Here is an 18,787-nt window from a genome sequence, read left to right as displayed (position 1 = left end):
GATGGCCGGCGGGCTCGGCAACGACACCTACTTCGTCGACAATGCCGGCGATGTGGTGACCGAAAACAGCGGCGAGGGCACCGACACCGTTCACACCACCATCACCTATGCCCTGACCGCCAACGTCGAGAATCTGATCCTGGACGGATCCGGTAATCTCACCGGCAGCGGCAACGCATTGAACAATGTTTTGACGGGCAATGCCGGCAACAATTCCCTCTACGGCAACGACGGCAATGATACCGCCTACGGAGGTGCCGGAGCTGACATCCTCGTTCTCGGCAACGGCGACGACTATGGCGATGCCGGCGACGGCAACGACTACATCTATGCGGGAGCTGGCAATGACGTTCTGATCGGCGGCGCCGGTCTCGACGTTCTGCTGGGAGAGGACGGCAATGACGTGGAGTATGGCGGTTCCGGCTTCAACTATCTGTTTGGCGGCGCCGGCACCGACACCTTGATCGGCTCGGGAGGGACTGCCGCGAGCGATGTCAACGTGATGTACGGCGAAGCCGGTGCCGACTACCTCTATGGCGGGCAAGGCACCAACTACTTCTACGGCGGCACCGGCGTCGATACGATGTTCGGCGGTTCGGGCTTGAACATCTTCATCTCGTCGGGCGAGACCGACGGCAACGTCATCTACGGCGGTTCTGGCCAGAACTATGTTTACGGCTCCAACGGCGGCGACACGGTGACCGGCGGCAGCGGCGTCGACGTGTTCCTGATGGGCACCGGAGCCGACAACATCACTGGCGGCGGCGGCGTTGACTATGCCTGGGGTGGCGGTGGGGCCGACACCTTCAATATCAGCGACACCAGCCAGGAGATCATGGTCATCCAGGACTTCAATACAGGCGGAGTGAATGACTTCGTCAACTTCGCGGGCACATCGCTGCATTCATTCGCCGATGTCCAGGCCCACGAGACCTACGTTGCCGGGATCAACACCACGATCATCACCGACGCCGCGGGCAGCGCGGTTTGGCTGATCGGCATCGCGCCGGGACAGCTGGACGCGAGCATGTTCAAGTTCAGCTGACCGACGCCGTGATCGCTTGAACTTGTCAGACCTACGAGAGAAGGCCGCCTGTCGAGGCGGCCTTCCTGTTTTCAAACGTCCAGCGCTGGGCCATGAATTCCCAGTCCAGATAGCGCGGCAAGGACCACGCCCATCAACTGTTGCTTCATTCACGCAAATTAAGAAGAGCCGGTGAGGTTCCTTTTAGCGCGAACTGCAACGCAGCGCGGCCGCCAATGTCGGGAATGCGGTAACGCAGAAACGAACTGACGCACTACCTTTGCGGCCAAACGATCTCGCCCAGATGCAAGATTGCGTATTCGCCAGGTGGTGAGTTCTTCACGTTGGAGAGCGCTTCATTCAGCGAGCCAAACGGGCTAAGCAAGTCTCGATAAATTCCGTCGATCCGTTCCAGGACAAAAAATGGAAACTCCTCGTCGATCGGTGTATCCAACCGCTTTTCTGATGGCATGGGCGGACGGCCCCACCGCATGAAGGCTATCTTGCCATCGGGGGCGAGCTTCAAGGTGGCCATCACCAGCTCGTCGCGAGCGATATAGGAAATTGAAGCCCCATCGCTTTCGGGCACCAAGTCGTGCACCTCGATCGAAGCGCCACAGTCTTTGAACCGTTCAGGCCAAAACGCCCTCAACGGCTCTTTCCCGACGACCGTCTCGGAAACACAACAGGTGCATTCAAGGATCGCTTCGTCCCCAAACAATGACATGAGAGTATCGAGGTCGCGCGAGCGGTAAGCATCCAGCCAATCAATAGCGGCGGCCATCGGGTCACAGGACATATTCCCCACCTAAATGCCGTTCTCTCCAGGTGATATTTAGAGCATTTCCAGGCCGGAGCCTATACGGAATAGCCATATTCTTTGGGAGGCAGCTCGTCGGCGGTCCTTGAGGAAAAGAGCGCAACCGGTTTTACTTGCTTCGAACGCAGGAGCAATCGCCCCATGTGCGCGCGATGCGCAGAGTTGGATAAGAAAATCGGGCACCTCACGGAGCTTGCCGGGCGCATCTCCGATCCGCTTACGTTGGACGACATCAGGGACTTGCTAGCCGAACTCCAGAGCGCGAAACGCGACATACATTCGGAGCCACCAAGAGAGTGAGGCTATCGTTCTGCAAGCCACCAGATGATTACCCCGGAGGGGGTGGCTGCGGGCCCGGGCAATTACGGGTGATGCTACAAAGCGCTTGCAGGAGTGCTGCGCAAAAAGCAAAAGGAAGGAATTTTAGAGATCGGCTTTTTTCAATGTCATTACAAAAGCAAAAGATCACCAAAGACCAGCTTCACGAATTGATCCTGGAACGGTTTGGATTGACCGCCTTCTTTCAAATCAGCGAGGACAAGCGGCTCGGGTTTCGGACAACTGTGGTCGCCGCGCCGCAGGATCTCTATGAATTACATGATCGGCTCGAGCGCATCTGCAGAGAGCTGCGCTCGAAATTTGAGTTGGTTGCCGAGTTGGAGCGAGACCGAACGTAGTTGTCTGAACAGCGGTTGTTGCAATGTGCATCTCATGATCGCTCTTTTATGAGACGTCGCTTGAGCGCGTCGAGACTGACCATGGTGATGGCCTCATCCAGGAGCTCGAGGCGCGCTTTGAAGATTGCAATGAGGCTGAGGTTGTCCTCTCGGCTGGAAACAAGAGGTCTGCGTGTAGCCGCGGTGTAGATAGACCGGAGGCCTTGAAGCGCCGCTAGGTTACCTTGGGTAATGTAGCCATCCACCAAGATGACGAAGGCAGGACTGTACTCGGTCGCCGCTTCGCCATTTCTGTCGTCGATCATTCCTCAAGGTCCCAATGATGCGCGCGCCCGCCCCGGTGCAATCGCATTCTCTCGACGTGCTTTCTTTAGATCAAGCGTTTTGGTCGTTTCATCGTGGCTCACCCGCAATGCGTCGCGTAGACGAGGGAAAGTGGAAAATACGAGCACTTGCCTACTATGCACTTTGTGCCAGGGGGCATGTCCCAAATTGACCTACCATCAGCGTTAGGTCGGGCCGCCGATTAGCGCTAGCGACCTACAATTGAGGACGGGGCCTTGTCAGTAAGCACCTCGGCCGCTTTAATGGAACGATTGTATTACGTTAATCATTTTAGTTTGGGTTTTCCGATGAACGCCATAGAGCAAATCATCGCTGGCTACGTGTCTTTGAAGAATCGCCGAGCGCTGGAAGAGATCAGAGACCATCGCAAGCGGCTGTTTGACGACCTTCAAACCAAGAGCGTTCCCGGTTTCCAGCCATCGGTCTTGAGCGGCATTCTTCGCGAGGAGATCGACCTCATCGAAGCGGCATTGGCTCGCTTCGATGATGATCGGGCAGTTTCCGCGAGCGACAGCCTAGAGCAGATCGAAACCAAGGCTACGGTTGGCGACGATGAACGCAGCCAACCTAACGATCCGGGACCGGTGGATGATCAGACCTTCGTCTCATCAGAGCATCAATGATAGCTACGCCGATCCTAGCGTCTCCTTGCTCCTCGCGGATATTCAGCGGATGGCACGCCGCGTGACGCTGGGCCTTCGATGCAACTTGTAAAAGTACGCCGCCGGGCGCGAAATGGTTTGTCCCGGCGGCGCCCTGTTATTTCCAGCGCTGGGGCCCTGAATTCCCAGTATCAATAGCCTAGCAGGACTTGCGCCAAACGACTGTTGCTTGGCTCACACAAACGTTTGGAAGAAGAGCCGGCGCCAGGGCCGCGCGCCAGCTCCTCCCGAAACGTGACCGTACTCTACGATCCCCATCGGTCCCGTCCCTCCGGAAAGCCTGCGCCGACCTGCTTGCTGATTTGCTAATGGCCTCGCTTGGCCAGCCAATTCAGACGGAGAATGGATATCGTTTTTCGGCGAGCCGGGCGGGGGTAATCTACCCATCACGATACCCAGCCAATTGCGGACCTGGTCCGGACACGAACACGAGCGACCATGTGTTGTGCAGCAAGTAGTTGACTTAGCTCATGATTTGGTAAGCGCGAGAGGGGCTCGAACCCTCGACCCCATGACTAAAAGTCAAATCAGGCCGTTTCGGTGATGCGCGCGAGAACCCATTCGCGCTCAGCCAGGCGCTGCCGTGATCGCCTGGCTCAGCCGCCGCAGCTTCATGTTACGGCCGAGGGGATACAGGTCCTCATTCGGCGGGTCCCGGTGAGAGGACCCCGGCGGTAGCAGCTCCGCAAAGCGGATTTCCGACCGTCAGCGCCACGATTTCCAGTGTACCATCCTCACCGCATTAACTTGAATAGCTCTTCACTTCGCTCAGCCGCAGCTTGGTGCCGGCAGGCATGTGCTCGAGTAGCACGTGCCTGGTGTCGACAGCGATCCGGTCGCGTCGGGCTGTCCTGCTCGGCGTGATAGGCCTGCATATCCGCAGCGAATTGACGGGCGACCGCCGGCGGGATTTCAAGCGGTTTGCGCGTGATCGGCATTGGTTGAATTCTATATCTGGGCTCCGGTTGTGTGCGTAAGTTCACAGAAGCATCGCAGGCCGGGTGCTATGTATTTTCGTGAGGATTGTTGCAGTCGTTCATATTGCCGATTGGTGAGGCCGAACCGCGCCCCTTTAACTATTCAACCAGTGAGGAGGCGGTCATGTCCGCCGACACGAAAGCTGATGATTGGTTTATTGCCGCACACCATTTGAAGGTAAATTCGTCGACGGGCACCGCGTCGATATCGTTCAAGATTGGCAGCAGAAAAGCTAACATCGCTGCGCTTCTAGGTTGCGCCGGGCCAGTTTCTGGAGGCGGCGTTTCAGACACGGACTTCGCACTTGATACGCAATTTATGCGGAGCATTGGCGGCCCCTGGTCATTGAAAAACATTAAAGGGCATCGCGGTGATGTCTCGCAAAACGTGTCGTTTCTGCCCGATGAGTTGTCGGGCGTGGCATTCAATCCGAGCGGGAGTGTCATGTTCAACTTCGGAATACCAAACACGATTCCGATGACCTTTACGATCAGGGGCCAGTGGATGGTCAAAATGATCCTTAATCTTGGTACGACCTTCGTACTCTAACGGGACCGGTCCTGAGCTGGCTCTAGCCAAACACGCCCTTCGCGAAGTCGATCACTTCGCTCCAGTCCAGGCCTGTATCGACCCATCCGACCTTGCCGCAAGCGGTGCAGTTGAGGTGCGCCGAGATGTCGTACCAATCCCAATCCGGAAGATCGGCGAGCTTCAGCCGCGCATTGTGGTGACTGCAACCGACGCAGAACACCAGCACGGTTGCCGGTGAACAGCGCCAGGGACCGAAGGCACGCCGAGGCGTATCGCGAGATGGAGGGGCCATCTCTGTGACTGTTTGCGGATGGCTCAGATCACGGCAGGCCTGATGTCCGATACCGATGACGGGACCGGTCCCAAGCTGGTCTTTGCCGTCTTTCATCTAGTGGAGATGATCGAGGGCCTTCAGGAGCGATATATGGCGGACTTCGATGCGAACGCTTCGAAGGTGGAAGAGCCTTCGGCGGGGCGCACATAGAACGCCGTCGACGGTCGCGCCGGAAGGGCAACCGGCGAGGGCTCTAATCACGATCCGCCGGTGGTGACGCCGGCGGGTTTCGTTCAGCAACTCCGGCGAACACATGGTTCCGGGAACCGCGGCCGTAACGTGCGATTAACCGCGTCACGCGGGGACAGCCGGCGGACATAATTGGCCCGCAATGATTGAGGAAATGGCCAATCATGTTTGTTGTGTATTTTCGTCAGCGGCGAGTTGTCTTCGCCGCCGGGATGTTGCTGTTGGGCCTGTCGCTTTGCGGTTGTGCGACCTCCACCGGTTCATCGCTGATGGATGCCCGGGCCGAAATGCCCGCGGGCCCCAAATCAGGCACATATCTCCCGGTCGAAGATTTGCCGCCGCCGCGCAAAAATCCCGCCATGACGGCTGACGAACGATCGAAGCTTCAGGGTGAACTGATGGCCGCGCGCGAGCGCCAGGCGGCGACTGCCAAAGCCCAAGGCGGACCGATCACCGATCCCGTGAAGCCGTAGCCAGCGGCGATCCACGACCATCGGAGCGCTTGACGTCCGTTCGTTTGAGGCGGCCTGATGCGGTACGATGAAGAAGGCTCGCCAAGTTACCGCGTGCTCAGTCACACTTGCTCTCGTGGGGCTCTTTGTGACTAGTTGCGCCAGATCAGAGCGCGCCACTGCGCCTCTCACCGGCGAGCCGTGGGCGCGAAACCTCGGTGAGTTGCCTCCGCAGCGAACGTCCGCCGATGATGAAGTCTCGCGCGCGAAGGCGGACCTGACTGCGGCGCGAGAGAGAGCGCAGCGATAGGGCCGCAGGAAACGAGTGAGCTACGTCCCCGTGCATTCCTTTGAGGCGGACTTACTGTCGGCCCCTGCGCTCAGCGCGAGCATCGAAATAGATGATCACCGCTAGTGTGGCTCCTACAGCCAAGACGCCAACGCACCCGGTAATCAAGAATATCGCCACCATCGCGAGTTCAGTATTTCTACGGGCATCGGTGCGAGCAATTCACGAATAATTAGCGCCTGGAATACTGCCACGATGCGTCGGATTGCTTGGACGATGTGGCGACGACGGCACAGTTTTACCCGAACAATGGTGTTAATCCGCCAACCTATGAACTACGGCAGGAGCGCATCATGTCGGGATCCGATACTTGGAACGGAGTCGAGAGAGCGTCACCTCGTGTGCGCGATGAGCAGCGGGTTGACGGCTATCACCAGTTCGACGGGGGCTTCTCGCGGCCGACGCAGAGTTCAAAAACAGTGATTTTGGATCGAGACAATCCGCCCGTTCGTCATAGCCGTTCTGATCGCTGAAAATCGGGATCGGTCCACAGCTATACACAATCGGGAGCCGTTGCCGCGTCGTCGACGATAGTGCAAGCTCCAAGGGTGGATATTGGCGAAAGCCAGAACCCACCCCCGTCCGGAGAGCCATCTCGGTGGGGCATGGAGGGCCGGCGACGCAACCGCCGGCCTTCTGCTTTTCACCCCATTGTAGGCGACGGGCGCCCGCTTCATTTCCGCGCCGCGCGCGCTCGATTGCGGGCCGGTTTCAAACCAGGCAGGCGCGGCGGCCGTTCAAGACCACGCTCATCGCATCAACTCGAATAGTTCTTTCACCTCGCTCAGCCGCAGCTTGGTGCCGGCCGGCATGTGCTCGAGCAGCATGTGCCGTGTGCCGACCGCGATCCGGTCGCGTCGAATGTCGTCCTGCTCGGCGTGATAGGCCTGCATATCCGCAGCGAACTGGCGGCGACCTTTGGTGGGATCTCGATCGGCTTTCGGGTGATGGGCATACCGGGAAGATAGGTATCGGGGGGCCCGTTTGCCGAACCCAACGAAGCGGCCCCAACCTGGGGGCCGCCAACCCGAGCGATACGGGTTTTCCTCCAGCAGTCGGGGGGCGCCCTTGGCTGGAAGCTTCATATAGACGTTCGGTCGGTCCGATCGTTCCTTATCTACCCGGTTCATCCGGGAGAAAGTGGCAATTCTTGATGGCTGCGGGGAACGCTCCGGTTTCGCTGGGGCCTTTTTCTATGGGCTAAAACAGCGCAACGCCGCCAAGCTTAAAATGCACGCTGGCGGCGTTGATCTAGCCCCGGGAAGGATGCGCAAAATCCCCGACATGTGAGGAGTCTGCACAATGCGTGCCATGGTTCATGTCTCAGACGGATTACCCCCGCGGGGGTATGTCTGGGCGTCTTTATGCGAACAGGCCCGCGACTAAATTGAATTGCAGCACTATTGAAAGCGGCCAGCCAACTGAGGCGGCCGGAGGGGCTTCAAATGCAGACGAAGATCAAAGAGCATATCTGCCCGGCCTGCAATGGAACGGGCTTCCCGCCGGTTGAGCAGCCTGCTCGGGCGGGCCACAAAATCTATCCGGTTAAATGCAAGGCCTGCGACGGCAAGGGCAAAATCACAGAAGACGACTGAGACGGCCTTAGCCGTCCCAGGTTCGATTACCGGGGAGGCGGCTTGTGGGCACTTCATCCGAGAAGGAGCCAAGCCACGCTTGCGATCAGAGCCACAAAAGACAGCGCCGCTGTGCAGACAAAGGCGGCCTCGATGCCGTCAATAGGGTGGTGGTTCGTGTTCATCGGCGCGCTCCTAGATTGGAGCCCGTGGACCGGGGGACATGAGCCACTGGGTCAAATGAGCAGTGGTCTCGTTGTGCCGCGCCCTTCTCAGCAATACTTCCCGCTCTCGGCATGGGGGAAGCTTTCTAGCTCGCTGGCGTAGCTCGTTGGCTTCTTGGCCAAGACGGTCTTCAAGGGGGATAATTTGCGTAGCCCGCCGGCGTCGTCTTCGCTTCATGGCTCCTCTCTCCAAAGCTGACGTTGCCTGCCCAAAACGGAATCAATAAGCGCGAAAAAGCGAAAAGAGTTCCGCAGGGCGCCGGCCCAGCATCATCCAGATACCCCCTTGGCGAAGTCGATCACCTCGCCCCAGTCCAGGCGAGTGTCGACCCAGCCGACCTTGCCGCAGGCAGTGCACTTGAGGTGCGCCGAGATGTCGTGCCAATCCCAGCCGACGCAGAAGATCAGCACCGTTTTGAAGTCGCCGTTGCGATCGACCGGACCAGTCCAGTAGCGGAGGAATTGAGCGGGCTTGCGGCGCCAGGGCATGAACCGATGATCGCGCCGATCGCGTTCGGAGAGAAGCCGCTAGGAATCGGTCGCCTATGGGTGGCGATCACCAATGGTGGGTCAATCGTCTAGCGCGGTTGGTCCGGATTTTCTTGCCACGTCGTCGAGTGCTCAGAAATCCACTTGGCCGCGTCGTGCTCCGTAACAAAACCCTTGATGACTTCTGTTTCGCCATTGGGCCATAGAATATCGATCCTCCAGCCGGTGCCGGGATTCTTGCAAGCCATGAAAGCTGGTCGCTGCTCGATCATCGGGGGACTATGCGCCGACGGTGGCCGGCTACAAGCCAGTGATCCTGCCGCACTTCGCTTTCTGGCCCCGCAATCCTATTGGCGCTGAAATCCCGATCGACGCCGATCCTTTCAGTGATCGGGAGCTCCGGTAGTCATCCCTCGATAATGAGGCGACCCAGGAACGCATTGCAGGCCCGCTCGGCTTCAGCGAACGTGCTGAAGGGCGATCCGGACACTTGAGCCGCGGGCATATTCAGAAAGTCTGGGCGATATGACGCAACAAAACCGGGCTCTCCATGTAGGCCAGGTCCACTTCGGCTCTCGCTGCTGATAACGAATGAATAGTCGTCGCTGCTTGCGATCCAAATTTCCAGATCCTCAGCAGTATCCACGCGGCGAAAGTGCAGGGCCATTTCACCCTCCACCAGGCAGAGGTCCAGGCTTGGTCCTCCGCGGTCATCCAGATGACGCTTAACCTGCTTTTGTGCGGTTGGCCGCTTCAGCCTCCCGCGCCAGCCGCTCCGCCTTTAGGCGCTCTCGATTGTCGTGGAGTGCTTTTTGCGCTTTTGGTGCCCGTCGGCTTCGGTCGTTAGTCATTGTTGACCTCCCATTTGGGCTTAACCGGTCAACGCATAGATATGGCTTTCGATCCTGTCGGCTAGCGGGTGCGCGAACTTCTCGTCCGCTGCCGGCTGTTTTGCGGCATCGACGGGTGCTCCCTGGGGCTTGGCAGGGGACGCGGTTGAGGGCAGGCTGCGGGGGCAGGGAGAGCGGCCATGCCAGATTTCAGGATCATCGAGGGCAGCGGGCCCGACAAGGAAGAGCGCGAGAAGCAAGAGCGGGACGCTGAGGCGCAGCGCGCGCTAGAACGCGTGAAAAACGACGTTGAGCGGACTATCCGCGATGTCGCAGCAAACATGCTTCGCATCATCCGCGGCGCCGGCAAGCCATATGAGATTTTGATGCAGATGAAGTCGGTGATCGACGCCGCCCGGTTGCTGATTTGCTAACGGGCAGATCAAGTGCGCGTGAGATGTAAGGCCGTTCACATTTGAAAATCGCGAGTCGATCTAACGAACGGGCCAAACCCGGTGTCGGAGAATCGCGATGCCATTATTCAGCAGCGAAAACTGGTCGAGAACGGCCGCAGCTTCGGTGGCTGGAGTTCTCATCGTAGCAGTGCTTGCCTTTGCGGTCGTTGGCTATGTGGAGTGGTCGTCGGACGCCAATCTGGACCAGTTCATGGGCAGGACGACCGAGGCGGCTGCTGTTACGTTGCCGCTCAAGGGACGAACAGGTTGCGAGCAAAAGTCGCCTTCGGCGCTTTCTCTTCCGCTCGACGACGAGTGAACGCCGTCAGTTGTTTGTCGGCATTCACCCAATCGGGTGATGAGCATACGCTGGCAAGCTCCTAATGATGCGCTGTGCAAAGGTCGGAGGCTTCCAGGCATGAGGAGCGAGAAGATCGCGACAAAGGCCGTATTGGCTGCATCGGCTATCGCCGTTGCCGTTTGGGCAACCATGGGACCGCCGCAGCCAAGCTCAAATTCGCCCGTGCACGTCGCCAGTAGGCAATGACGGGATCGCGGTGGTGGCGGCCGCGATTTGGGACACAATCCTCGATGGATAGCGGCGGGCCGCATGTGCCCTGCGGGGTACCCCGTGAGACCTCGGCAGGAACGCTGCGACGTCGAGTACAATTCGGGCCGCCGGGATGTACCGGCGTTCTGCCGAAGCGAGGCGGCCTGCTCACTGGCGCCCGCGCCCCCAGCAGAGACGGAATGACGGCCCCGGCAATCCCCATGCTGGGGCCGTTTCGTGCCTGCACTTCGGAATGAACGAGCTGACCGCGTGCCCGGATCATCCAGATTAGCGGGACTGCTAGCGTTCAATTGCAGGGCGTCATGACCCACGCTCGGTCGTATCTCCGGAATCCGCATTGGGAGGTCTGAGGGGGCAACGCGACGGCCGGCTGCGCTCGTTCTTCCAGTACTTGCCGGCGAGCTTCAGCAAGACGATCTCGGATCGTTTGCTTGAGGTTTAATTTGAAGCCAACGATGACCGCGCAGAGGTCACGCCTGCTGCCCCCGCTGTGCCCCTGAACAAAATCTCGGTAGCTAATATTTCGAGTTAAGTATTTGATTTTATTGGTGAGCGCGGAGGGACTCGAACCCTCGACCCCATGATTAAAAGTCACGTGCTCTACCGCCTGAGCTACGCGCTCACTCACCTGAACATCGGATCCGGACGTCAGCAGGGTAACCCGCAGGTTAGCCCGCACTTGGGATCTTGCTCCAGCCCGCGCTGTGTAGGGGGCAGGGCCCATCGGGTCAATAGCCGAGGGGCGGTCAATTGTGCATCGATCCGCTGGATTTGCTGTTCCCCCACCTGTGGTTAGGGCCGTTTCTTGAAGTCGGCTCAGCCGTCGTGGCGGATTTCCGATCCGACCGGCTGCGACGGGGCGGCGACCGAAGGCAGGCTGACCGGGCGCAACCCGATCAGTTCCGCCGTCCGGATCGCGCTGTTGCGCCAGAACGAGAACTCGTTGATCCGCGAATTCTCCAGGATCGCGATGGAAACCGCGGCAAGGAACGGCAGGCTTTGCAGCACCAGCACGCCGGCGAAGATATAGATCTCGCGCACCTGCTTGTAGCCGTTGGTGACGACAAGCACGATGGCGCCGACCAAGAGCAGCACGCCGATCACGGCTTCCCAGAACGCCTGGAACTCGATCGACATCCGCGACAGGCCGCCCTTGGAGGTGCGGGCGAAGGCGAGATGCTCGGTGATCAGGCCCTGCGCCACCGCGCGCGACACCGTCCACTGCACGCTCATCGCCGCGATCATGGCGCCCAGCATCTGGGCGGCCTTGATGTTCACCCGCAGCCGGTAGAGCGCCACGAAGTGCACCAGCGAGACGATGAAGGAGGCGATGATCGGCAAGGTCAGGATCTTGTCGGGGATCGCGATGTCGGCGAAAGCGACGATCGGCACCCAGATCAGATTGAGGATCGCGACCACCACGCCGAGGCTCTCGGCGCCGAGCCAGTTGAGCCAGCCGAGCGAGAATTCGCGGCGCTGGTCGGGCGTCAGCCGGCTGGCGCCGGGCAGGAAGCGCCGCCAGTGCTTCTTGACGATCTGGAAGCCGCCATAGGCCCAGCGGTGGCGCTGCTTCTTGAAGGCCTCGTAGGTGTCGGGCAGCAGGCCTTCGCCGTAGCGCACATTGGTGTAGTGCGTGAGCCAGCCCTGCTGCTGGATCGAGAGGCCGAGATCGGTGTCCTCGCAGATCGTGTCGCTGGACCAGCCGCCGGCCTTGTCCATCGCGGCGCGGCGGATCAGGCACATCGTGCCGTGCACGATGATGGCGTTGAACTCGTTGCGCTGGACCATGCCGATGTCGAAGAAGCCGGCATATTCGCCGTTCATGATGTAGTGCATCAGCGAGCGGTCGCCGTCGCGATGCTCCTGCGGCGCCTGCACCAGGCCGACGCGCGGATCGGCGAAGGCCGGCACGAGATCCTTCAGCCAGTCCGGATGCACGACGTAGTCGGCATCAATGATGCCGATGATCTCGGCATCAACGGCAGTCCGCTCCATCGCGATGCGCAGCGCGCCGGCCTTGAAGCCCTGCACCTTCTCGGCATTGATGAACTTGAAGCGCTCGCCGAGCAGCCGGCAGTGATCCTGGATCGGCCGCCAGAAGTCGGGATCGGGCGTGTTGTTGATGATGCAGACGCACTCGAAATTCGGATAGTCGAGCCGCGACACCGCATCGAGCGTCTGCTTCAGCATCTCGACCGGTTCGAAATAGGCCGGGATGTGGATCGAGACTTTCGGGAACGTCACGCTCTCGCCGACCGTGGCGGGCGCAAGCGGTTCGCTCTTGCCGATCAACCGGCGCGGGCCGCGACCGAATGCCACCGCAGCGATCTCCTCGATTCGCGCCATCGCGATCAAGACCAGCGGAACCAGCAGCACCAGGCCAAGGCTGAGCGCAAAGGCCGAGCCCCAGACGAAGTAGTGCGTGGTCCAGTAAGAGAACACGGTCGCAACCCACGCGCCGACGCCGTTGGCAGCGGCCGACAGCAGCAGCGCCTGCATCACGGTCGGCTGGTCCAGCCGCAGGATCGGCAGCGACATGAACAGCCCGACAAGGACGGCGACCAGCGCGATCTTCCAGTAGTTCAGATCGGTGACCGGGCCGGTCCAGGAAAACTTCGCCTCGCGGTCGGCGTTGAGGATGCCCCAGTACGGACCGACGCCGCCTTCGTTGAATTTCCAGGGCTGATCGATGGCTTCGACGATGTTGTAGTCCATGCCGATGGCTTCGGCCCGCGCGACGAAGTTGCGCAGTACGGTGGCCTGCTGGAATGGACCGGGCTCGGCGCTGCGCAGATTGTAGCCCTGGCTCGGCCAGCCGAATTCGGCGATCAGGATGCGCTTGCCGGGAAACGAGTCGCGCAGCAAATTGTAGCGGTCGACCGCCTGGTCCACCGCCTGCTTGTCGGTGAAGTTTTCCCAGTAGGGCAGCACGTGCGCGGCGATGAAGTCAGCCGAATTGGCGAGCTGCGGATGATCGCGCCAGATGTTCCAGATTTCGCCGGTCGTGACGGGAACGTTGACCGATTTCTTGACCGCCTGGATCACCCTGATCAGCCGGTGCACGTTGTTCTCGGCAATTGCCCATTGCTTCGCCTCGGCGCGCTTGTCCTCGGGCTGGGCTTCCACATCGTGGAGGCGTGCGTCCTCCTCGCGCTGAATGCGCGGGGCGTCGTCGCGAAGGAAGCGAGCAAAATCCTCGCGATAGCGCTCGGCCTCGTCAGGGCTCGGGTCGTCCGCCTTGGGCAATGGTCCGAGGTTCTCGATCGGGACCTGCTCGCCGCGGAACACAGTTTCGTTGCCGACGACGATGCCGATGACATTGCTGTTGCGCTTGGCGAGATTGATCGCACTGAACAGCTCGCGGCTGTTGCGGTTGGCGTCCTTGTCGATCCACGCGCCGACCGTGACCTTCATGCCGAACTCGGCGGCGACCGGCGGCACCAACTCATTGCCTTCAGTCGACGAATAGAGACGGACCGCCTTTGTGAGCGTGGAGAGCTTTCTTAGGTCGGTGCGCACCTTCTCGGTGTCGGCGGCGACATCCGCGACGGTGTGGCCTGGCTCGAACGGGGCGTAGGACAGGCTCGGCAGCGTGCCACGGAAATCGGGCGCCGACTGCTTCTCCTGGAAGAGACCCCACAGGGCGGCGTGGGCGGCGGTGACAAGCAACAGGACGGCGACGACGGCGCGCATCGCGGTTAAACCATACGGGGCCTGAGAGTGAGGACGAAGCGAACCCGTCCCCTGGGTTCGACCAACACGGCGGCGGAGGCAAAGATATCTCCGCCATCCGATTTAACAACTGGTGTGCCGCGATGGCGTTTTAAGGGCGCAAGCCGTTCCAGCCGCGAAAAAAATCGCGGCCGGACCCGATCGCGGAATCCGGCTATTTCGATGCCGGCGCCGGTGACGCCGACGGGGTCGGCGCGGGCGAGGGCGAGGCGGCCGGCGCAGGCGCAGCGTTGCCAGCGGTCGCTGGTGCCGGGGTGGGCGCGGCGGCCGCAGCCGCGGCCTGCGGCTGGGCGCCCGGATTGATCCAGCAGGCGTGGATCCGGCCGTCGAGGCTGCCGCGCACCTTGTCGTCGATCTGGGCGCCGAACCGGGTCAGGCAGCGGAACGCAGCCTGGACGTGGCCGCCGGGGCAGCCGAACCGGTCATAGAGGTCGAGATGGCGGAAGGCGGTGTCGAGGTCGTCGTTCCACATCAGACGGACCACGCGGCGGCCGAGCCAGACGCATTCCGGGTTGCCGGCCGGACCGTTGATGGCCTGCTGGGCCTCGACGAATTCCTCGACCTTGCGCTGGTTGGCTTCCTTCGCTGCATTGGCAGCGGCGTCCGGATTTCCGGACTGCTGTTTGGCCTGATCCGGCGGATTTGGCGTGCCTGACTGGGCGAAAGCGCCGCCGGCTCCGGTCAGGAGCGCAAGGCTTGCCACAAGGCCCGTTACGGCAAGGTGGCGCAAAGCAGTGTTCTTCAACTCAAGCAGCCGTCGACGCATGCATTCCCCGATACGTTCCTGCCCCCGCGGGATCATCCTAACGGCTCGCGTGATGCCGTCCAAATAGGGCTCCAGCGCGGCGGAGACTCTGGCGGAATCCCATGACTGGAATTTGGTATTTTGTCCAGCAAACTCACAACTTTATCGCACCAGCGCAAAACTGTCGCAGGACAACCATGGTATTGACCTAATCCTACTCTTGGCAGATGGGCTGTGACCGGCTAATTCGACGGTCCCCCGGAGGATGGAACCGATTTCGCTTCGTACGCCGCTGGCGCTTCTCCTGATCTCGCTCGCCGTGATTGCAGCCGTGTGGTGGTGGCTCGCCACGCCGATCACGCTCGCGCGCGCGCCGATCGATCCTGCCGCGAAGCTGCAATGCGTGTCCTACACGCCGTTCCGCGGCGCCCAGACGCCGCTGGATCCGACCACGCAAATTCCGGTCGAGCAGATCGAGCAGGACCTCGCCGATCTCGCCAAGGTCACCGATTGCGTGCGCACCTATTCGATCGAGAACGGCCTAGACCAGGTCCCCGGCGTTGCGGCCAAGGTCGGGCTGAAGGTGATGCAGGGCATCTGGCTCGGCAGCAATCGCTTCAAGAACCTGCAGCAGATCGCGATCGCGGTGCGGCTGTCCAAGGAATATCCGGGCGTCGTCAGCGCGCTGATCGTCGGCAACGAAGTGCTGCTGCGCGGCGAGATGACGGCCGCCGATCTCGCCGGCAACATCCGCGCGGTGAAGGCCGCGGCCGGCAATGTCCCTGTCACCTATGCCGACGTCTGGGAATACTGGCTGAAGAATCGCGAGATCTATGAGGCAGTCGATTTCGTCACGATTCACATCCTGCCGTATTGGGAGGACATCCCGATCAAGGCCAAATACGCCGCAGCCCATGTCGACGACATCCGCAAGCGGATGGCGGTGACGTTCCCGGGCAAGGAGATCCTGATCGGCGAGACCGGCTGGCCGAGCACGGGGCGGATGCGGGAGGGCGCCTTGCCGTCGCGCACCAACCAGGCGCGGGTAGTGTCCGAGATCCTCGATCTCGCCAAGCGCGAGGGGTTTCGGGTCAATTTGATCGAGGCCTACGACCAGCCCTGGAAGCGCAGGCTCGAGGGCACCGTCGGCGGCTATTGGGGCTTGTTCGATTCGATCAAGCGGCAGGTGAAGTATCCGCCGGGCGTTGCGATCAGCAACTATCCCGCCTGGAAGCTGCAGATGGCGGGCGGCATGGCGCTGTCCGTCGCGACCTTCCTGGTGGCCTGGCTGACGCTGCGCCGTAGGCCCTGGACGCCACGGCCATCGGCCTGGTTCGCGGTCGCGATTTCGGCGACGACGGCGGGGACGCTGCTCGGGATCGCCGGTGACAAGATGTATTATGAGAGCTACGGCGCCGGCGGCTGGCTGCATTGGGGCGTGCTGCTCGCGGCCGCGATCGCCTCGCCCTTGCTGACGGCGCATGCGCTGATCGCCGGGCGCTCGCTGCCGACCTTCCTGGAACTGGTCGGGCCGCGCGACTATCGCGGCAAGGGCTTGATCGGCGCGTTGCTGGCGATCGTGCTGGCGGTGACCACCGTGATCGCGGCCGAGACCGCGCTCGGCTTCACCTTCGATCCGCGCTATCGCGATTTCCCATATGCTTCGCTGACCATGGCCGTGGTGCCGTTCGCGCTGCTGACCATGCTCAATCGCCCGAAGGAGGGCGTCCGGCCGATCGCAGAATCGGTGTTCGCCGGCCTGCTGGCGATCGCAGCCGCCTACATGATCTTCAACGAGGGCACCATCAACTGGCAGTCGGACTGGACCTGCGTGATGTACCTGCTGCTGGCGGCTACGCTGTGGCGGGCGCGGGCCGCGCAAAACCCAGGATAAACAGTCCGATCGCGAGCCCCGACAGCACGACATTGTAGAGCACGATGCCGAGCCCGGCGGCGATCAGCCCGACGGTCAGCAGCACGATCGACGGCCGCGTCAGGTTCAGCACCGCAATCACCAGCGCGGTGATGCCGAACACCGAATTCTTGAACAGCACGGTCGACAGCGCGCGCGCCTTGCAGAGCATGTTCTGCGTGCCGGCGTCGCAGGCCAGCGCAACGGGTGAGAATTCGATCGCCAGATAGCGCACATACAGCGCGTAACCGACGGTGAGGAAGCCGATGACCAGCAGGAACTGGACCTGATAGGGCGAGAGGCGGAACGGAGGTTTTGTCATCGCGGCACTATGGTCGGGAACGGGGTCGGGGACAAGGCTCGGTCAAAGCAGCGAAATCGGTTGAGAATTTGGCCGTAATCCCTTGCCGGACATAATTATTGGCTGTTTCGCCGGAACATGGAGGAGATCGTCGTCGGCTCCGGCTTCTTGTCCTCGGCGACGGGCTGCGGAGGTGGCGCGGCAGTGCGCCTCGGCGCCATCCGCCGATGCGTCGGCACGGGCTTGCTGCCGGCGGGCGGCTCGTTCAGGGCGAGCCGCTGGCCGTCATAGATCGCCGTCTCGCAGGTCCGCTGGATCAGGCTGAGGCCTGCGCAAATCTTGGCGGCGGTGCCGGCGTCGTTCAGCGGTCCGGCCACCAGGCGCAGCTGCATGCCGAGCCCGTTGCTGCCTTCCTTGATCACGATGATCGGCCGCAGCGCGGCCAGCGGCGCGTTGGCCTTGGACTTCAAGAGACCACGCCACAGCGCGCGTAGCCCGTTGACCGAATTCGCGGTGCCGAGATCGACGCCGAATTCGGTGCGCTGGATCTGCGCCTTCGGCGCGCCGGCATCGTCTTCGTCGGAGTCCGGATCGGGCGTGATGACCAGCGGCGGCATCGGTGCTGCGGTCACGTCGTTGGCGGTCGGAGGCTTGACGGCCTCGGTGGCCTTTTTCGCCGCAGGCTCAAGCGATGCCACGAGCGGCTTGTCCGCGACCGGCGTGGCCGGGGGCACAGACGCAACCGCTTTTGCATCCTCGGCGCTGGCAGCCGCGGTCGCCGTCATCGGGCTCGCAATCGATGCTGCAAAGCCGGAGCCCGGTTGCGAAGAGGCCGGCTGCGAATTCTCCGCGGCCGGCGGCTTCTCGGACACGGCCTGCGGCTTGGTCGCGGGAGCAGGTTTCTTGTCGGCCACCGCGGGCTTCTCGGCCGCAGCAACTGGCTTCTCGACCGGTCCAACCGGCTTGCTGTCGGTTGAAGCAGCCGTCTTGCCTGATATCGCCGACTTGTCCGGCGCGGCTGGCGGCGTGGTTGCGACCGCGGCGACGGCCGGCACGGGCGCCGGAACGGCGGGCGCTGAATTGGCGGGAGCGGGTTGCGTGGGGGCCGCCGCTGCAGAACTCGACGATGCCGGTGTCGTGGCTTGCTTGGCGATCGTGCCGGTCACGGAGTCGAGGCCTTGTTCCAGGCTGGTGATGCGTGAATAGAGCCGGTCGCGGTCGCCGTTGAGCGTATCGATCGCGGACGCCAGCCGGCGCGTCTCGCTGTGGCTCTCTTTCGCCAGCGTCTGCAATTGCTGGGCCTGGCGTGTGATGTCCGACGCCGCGACCTGATCGCGCTTCAGCGTCAGCGCCGACTGGTTGGCCATCACGGCGACGACCACGGCGCCGACCGCGGCGACGCCCCACGAGCCGAGTCGCCACAGCATGCGGCGATCGAAAGCTTCCTCCTCGGCCAAAAAGCCGGTGGTGCTCTCGGTGTCGAAATCCGCCGCCAGATTGTCGCGATCTTTGGCCAAAGCCCGCTTGGCCCTCCTCAAGGCCCGCCGAATCACGAGGTAAAGATTAACAGGAAATGGACCGGGAACTTGATTC

General features: G+C 61.4%; 20 protein-coding genes and 2 tRNA genes. 10 read left to right on the top strand and 12 right to left on the bottom strand.

The genetic code is table 11. The annotated features are described in order from the left end of the window. On the top strand, window positions 1-1,045 hold a 1,045-nt coding region (locus K359_RS53060; protein WP_051346414.1), incomplete at its 5' end, for a calcium-binding protein. A gap of 253 nt (window positions 1,046-1,298) precedes the next feature. Here K359_RS53060 and K359_RS53055 read toward each other — a convergent pair. Next, a complete protein-coding gene (locus K359_RS53055) occupies window positions 1,299-1,808 on the bottom strand; it encodes a nuclear transport factor 2 family protein (RefSeq protein ID WP_051346412.1) in 510 nt (169 codons plus the stop codon). Window positions 1,809-2,287: 479 nt separating this feature from the next. Between K359_RS53055 and K359_RS0125885 the strand changes: the two genes are divergently transcribed. Beyond that, complete coding sequence (locus K359_RS0125885) at window positions 2,288-2,521, top strand: hypothetical protein (protein ID WP_029081912.1); 234 nt, start codon at window positions 2,288-2,290, stop codon at window positions 2,519-2,521. Window positions 2,522-2,553: 32 nt separating this feature from the next. Here the strand turns inward: K359_RS0125885 and K359_RS0125880 are convergent, their stop codons facing one another. Beyond that, the gene (locus K359_RS0125880) at window positions 2,554-2,826 is read right to left on the bottom strand and encodes a hypothetical protein (RefSeq protein ID WP_029081911.1); all 273 of its coding nucleotides are present in this window, start codon (window positions 2,824-2,826) and stop codon (window positions 2,554-2,556) included. A gap of 255 nt (window positions 2,827-3,081) precedes the next feature. Between K359_RS0125880 and K359_RS64600 the strand changes: the two genes are divergently transcribed. Beyond that, complete coding sequence (locus tag K359_RS64600) at window positions 3,082-3,489, top strand: hypothetical protein (RefSeq protein ID WP_245284716.1); 408 nt, start codon at window positions 3,082-3,084, stop codon at window positions 3,487-3,489. A 515-nt stretch (window positions 3,490-4,004) separates the two neighbouring features. Here K359_RS64600 and K359_RS61555 read toward each other — a convergent pair. Further along, a tRNA-Ser gene (locus K359_RS61555) sits at window positions 4,005-4,097 on the bottom strand. Window positions 4,098-4,629: 532 nt separating this feature from the next. Between K359_RS61555 and K359_RS0125870 the strand changes: the two genes are divergently transcribed. Then, window positions 4,630-5,055: a hypothetical protein gene (locus tag K359_RS0125870; protein ID WP_156928671.1), complete on the top strand. Its 426-nt coding sequence runs from the start codon at window positions 4,630-4,632 to the stop codon at window positions 5,053-5,055. 22 nt (window positions 5,056-5,077) lie between these two features. On the opposite strand, the gene K359_RS0125865 is transcribed toward K359_RS0125870, so the two are convergent. Next, window positions 5,078-5,329 carry a hypothetical protein gene (locus K359_RS0125865; protein WP_156928670.1) on the bottom strand — a complete coding sequence of 84 codons (252 nt, stop codon included), beginning with the start codon at window positions 5,327-5,329 and terminating at the stop codon, window positions 5,078-5,080. Between the two features lie 18 nt (window positions 5,330-5,347). Between K359_RS0125865 and K359_RS61550 the strand changes: the two genes are divergently transcribed. Both K359_RS61550 and K359_RS0125855 read left to right on the top strand, forming a co-directional pair. After that, on the top strand, window positions 5,348-5,521 hold the full coding sequence (locus K359_RS61550; protein WP_156928669.1) for a hypothetical protein: 174 nt from the start codon (window positions 5,348-5,350) through the stop codon (window positions 5,519-5,521). 203 nt (window positions 5,522-5,724) lie between these two features. Next, entirely contained in the window at window positions 5,725-6,033 is a 309-nt protein-coding gene (locus K359_RS0125855; protein ID WP_035977075.1) for a hypothetical protein, read from the top strand. Between the two features lie 1,077 nt (window positions 6,034-7,110). On the opposite strand, the gene K359_RS61545 is transcribed toward K359_RS0125855, so the two are convergent. Beyond that, complete coding sequence (locus K359_RS61545; protein WP_156928668.1) at window positions 7,111-7,446, bottom strand: hypothetical protein; 336 nt, start codon at window positions 7,444-7,446, stop codon at window positions 7,111-7,113. Window positions 7,447-7,806: 360 nt separating this feature from the next. Between K359_RS61545 and K359_RS0125840 the strand changes: the two genes are divergently transcribed. Next, the gene (locus K359_RS0125840; protein ID WP_156928667.1) at window positions 7,807-7,956 is read left to right on the top strand and encodes a hypothetical protein; all 150 of its coding nucleotides are present in this window, start codon (window positions 7,807-7,809) and stop codon (window positions 7,954-7,956) included. A 473-nt stretch (window positions 7,957-8,429) separates the two neighbouring features. Here the strand turns inward: K359_RS0125840 and K359_RS0125830 are convergent, their stop codons facing one another. Then, the gene (locus K359_RS0125830; protein ID WP_029081906.1) at window positions 8,430-8,648 is read right to left on the bottom strand and encodes a hypothetical protein; all 219 of its coding nucleotides are present in this window, start codon (window positions 8,646-8,648) and stop codon (window positions 8,430-8,432) included. 89 nt (window positions 8,649-8,737) lie between these two features. Beyond that, window positions 8,738-8,920, bottom strand: a complete 183-nt coding sequence (locus K359_RS61540) for a hypothetical protein (RefSeq protein WP_156928666.1) — start codon at window positions 8,918-8,920, stop codon at window positions 8,738-8,740. A 758-nt stretch (window positions 8,921-9,678) separates the two neighbouring features. Between K359_RS61540 and K359_RS0125820 the strand changes: the two genes are divergently transcribed. Both K359_RS0125820 and K359_RS0125815 read left to right on the top strand, forming a co-directional pair. After that, window positions 9,679-9,912 (top strand): hypothetical protein, encoded by a 234-nt coding sequence (locus K359_RS0125820; RefSeq protein WP_029081904.1) that lies wholly within the window; start codon window positions 9,679-9,681, stop codon window positions 9,910-9,912. A gap of 97 nt (window positions 9,913-10,009) precedes the next feature. Next, window positions 10,010-10,252 (top strand): hypothetical protein, encoded by a 243-nt coding sequence (locus tag K359_RS0125815; RefSeq protein WP_029081903.1) that lies wholly within the window; start codon window positions 10,010-10,012, stop codon window positions 10,250-10,252. Between the two features lie 798 nt (window positions 10,253-11,050). Here the strand turns inward: K359_RS0125815 and K359_RS0125810 are convergent. From K359_RS0125810 to K359_RS0125800, 3 genes are all read right to left on the bottom strand, one after another. Beyond that, window positions 11,051-11,126: transfer RNA gene (locus K359_RS0125810), tRNA-Lys, on the bottom strand. Window positions 11,127-11,320: 194 nt separating this feature from the next. Further along, window positions 11,321-14,197, bottom strand: coding sequence for a glycosyltransferase (locus K359_RS0125805; protein ID WP_029081902.1), 2,877 nt, complete (start codon window positions 14,195-14,197; stop codon window positions 11,321-11,323). A gap of 193 nt (window positions 14,198-14,390) precedes the next feature. Beyond that, complete coding sequence (locus tag K359_RS0125800) at window positions 14,391-15,002, bottom strand: hypothetical protein (protein ID WP_029081901.1); 612 nt, start codon at window positions 15,000-15,002, stop codon at window positions 14,391-14,393. Window positions 15,003-15,246: 244 nt separating this feature from the next. Here K359_RS0125800 and K359_RS0125795 point away from each other — a divergent pair, with 244 nt between their 5' ends. Then, window positions 15,247-16,875 (top strand): beta-1,6-glucan synthase, encoded by a 1,629-nt coding sequence (locus tag K359_RS0125795; RefSeq protein ID WP_029081900.1) that lies wholly within the window; start codon window positions 15,247-15,249, stop codon window positions 16,873-16,875. Here the strand turns inward: K359_RS0125795 and K359_RS0125790 are convergent. Further along, window positions 16,835-17,215, bottom strand: a complete 381-nt coding sequence (locus K359_RS0125790) for a hypothetical protein (protein ID WP_029081899.1) — start codon at window positions 17,213-17,215, stop codon at window positions 16,835-16,837. The genes K359_RS0125795 and K359_RS0125790 overlap by 41 nt on opposite strands. Window positions 17,216-17,310: 95 nt before the next feature. Continuing rightward, window positions 17,311-18,711 carry a hypothetical protein gene (locus K359_RS0125785; RefSeq protein ID WP_029081898.1) on the bottom strand — a complete coding sequence of 467 codons (1,401 nt, stop codon included), beginning with the start codon at window positions 18,709-18,711 and terminating at the stop codon, window positions 17,311-17,313. Window positions 18,712-18,787: the final 76 nt, after the last annotated feature.

Origin of the sequence: Bradyrhizobium sp. th-b2 (genome assembly GCF_000426785.1) — a bacterium.
Classification (GTDB): Bacteria; Pseudomonadota; Alphaproteobacteria; order Rhizobiales; family Xanthobacteraceae; genus Bradyrhizobium; species Bradyrhizobium septentrionale.
Note: the sequence above shows the minus strand (reverse complement) of the source record. Positions and strands in the feature narration are given on the sequence as shown.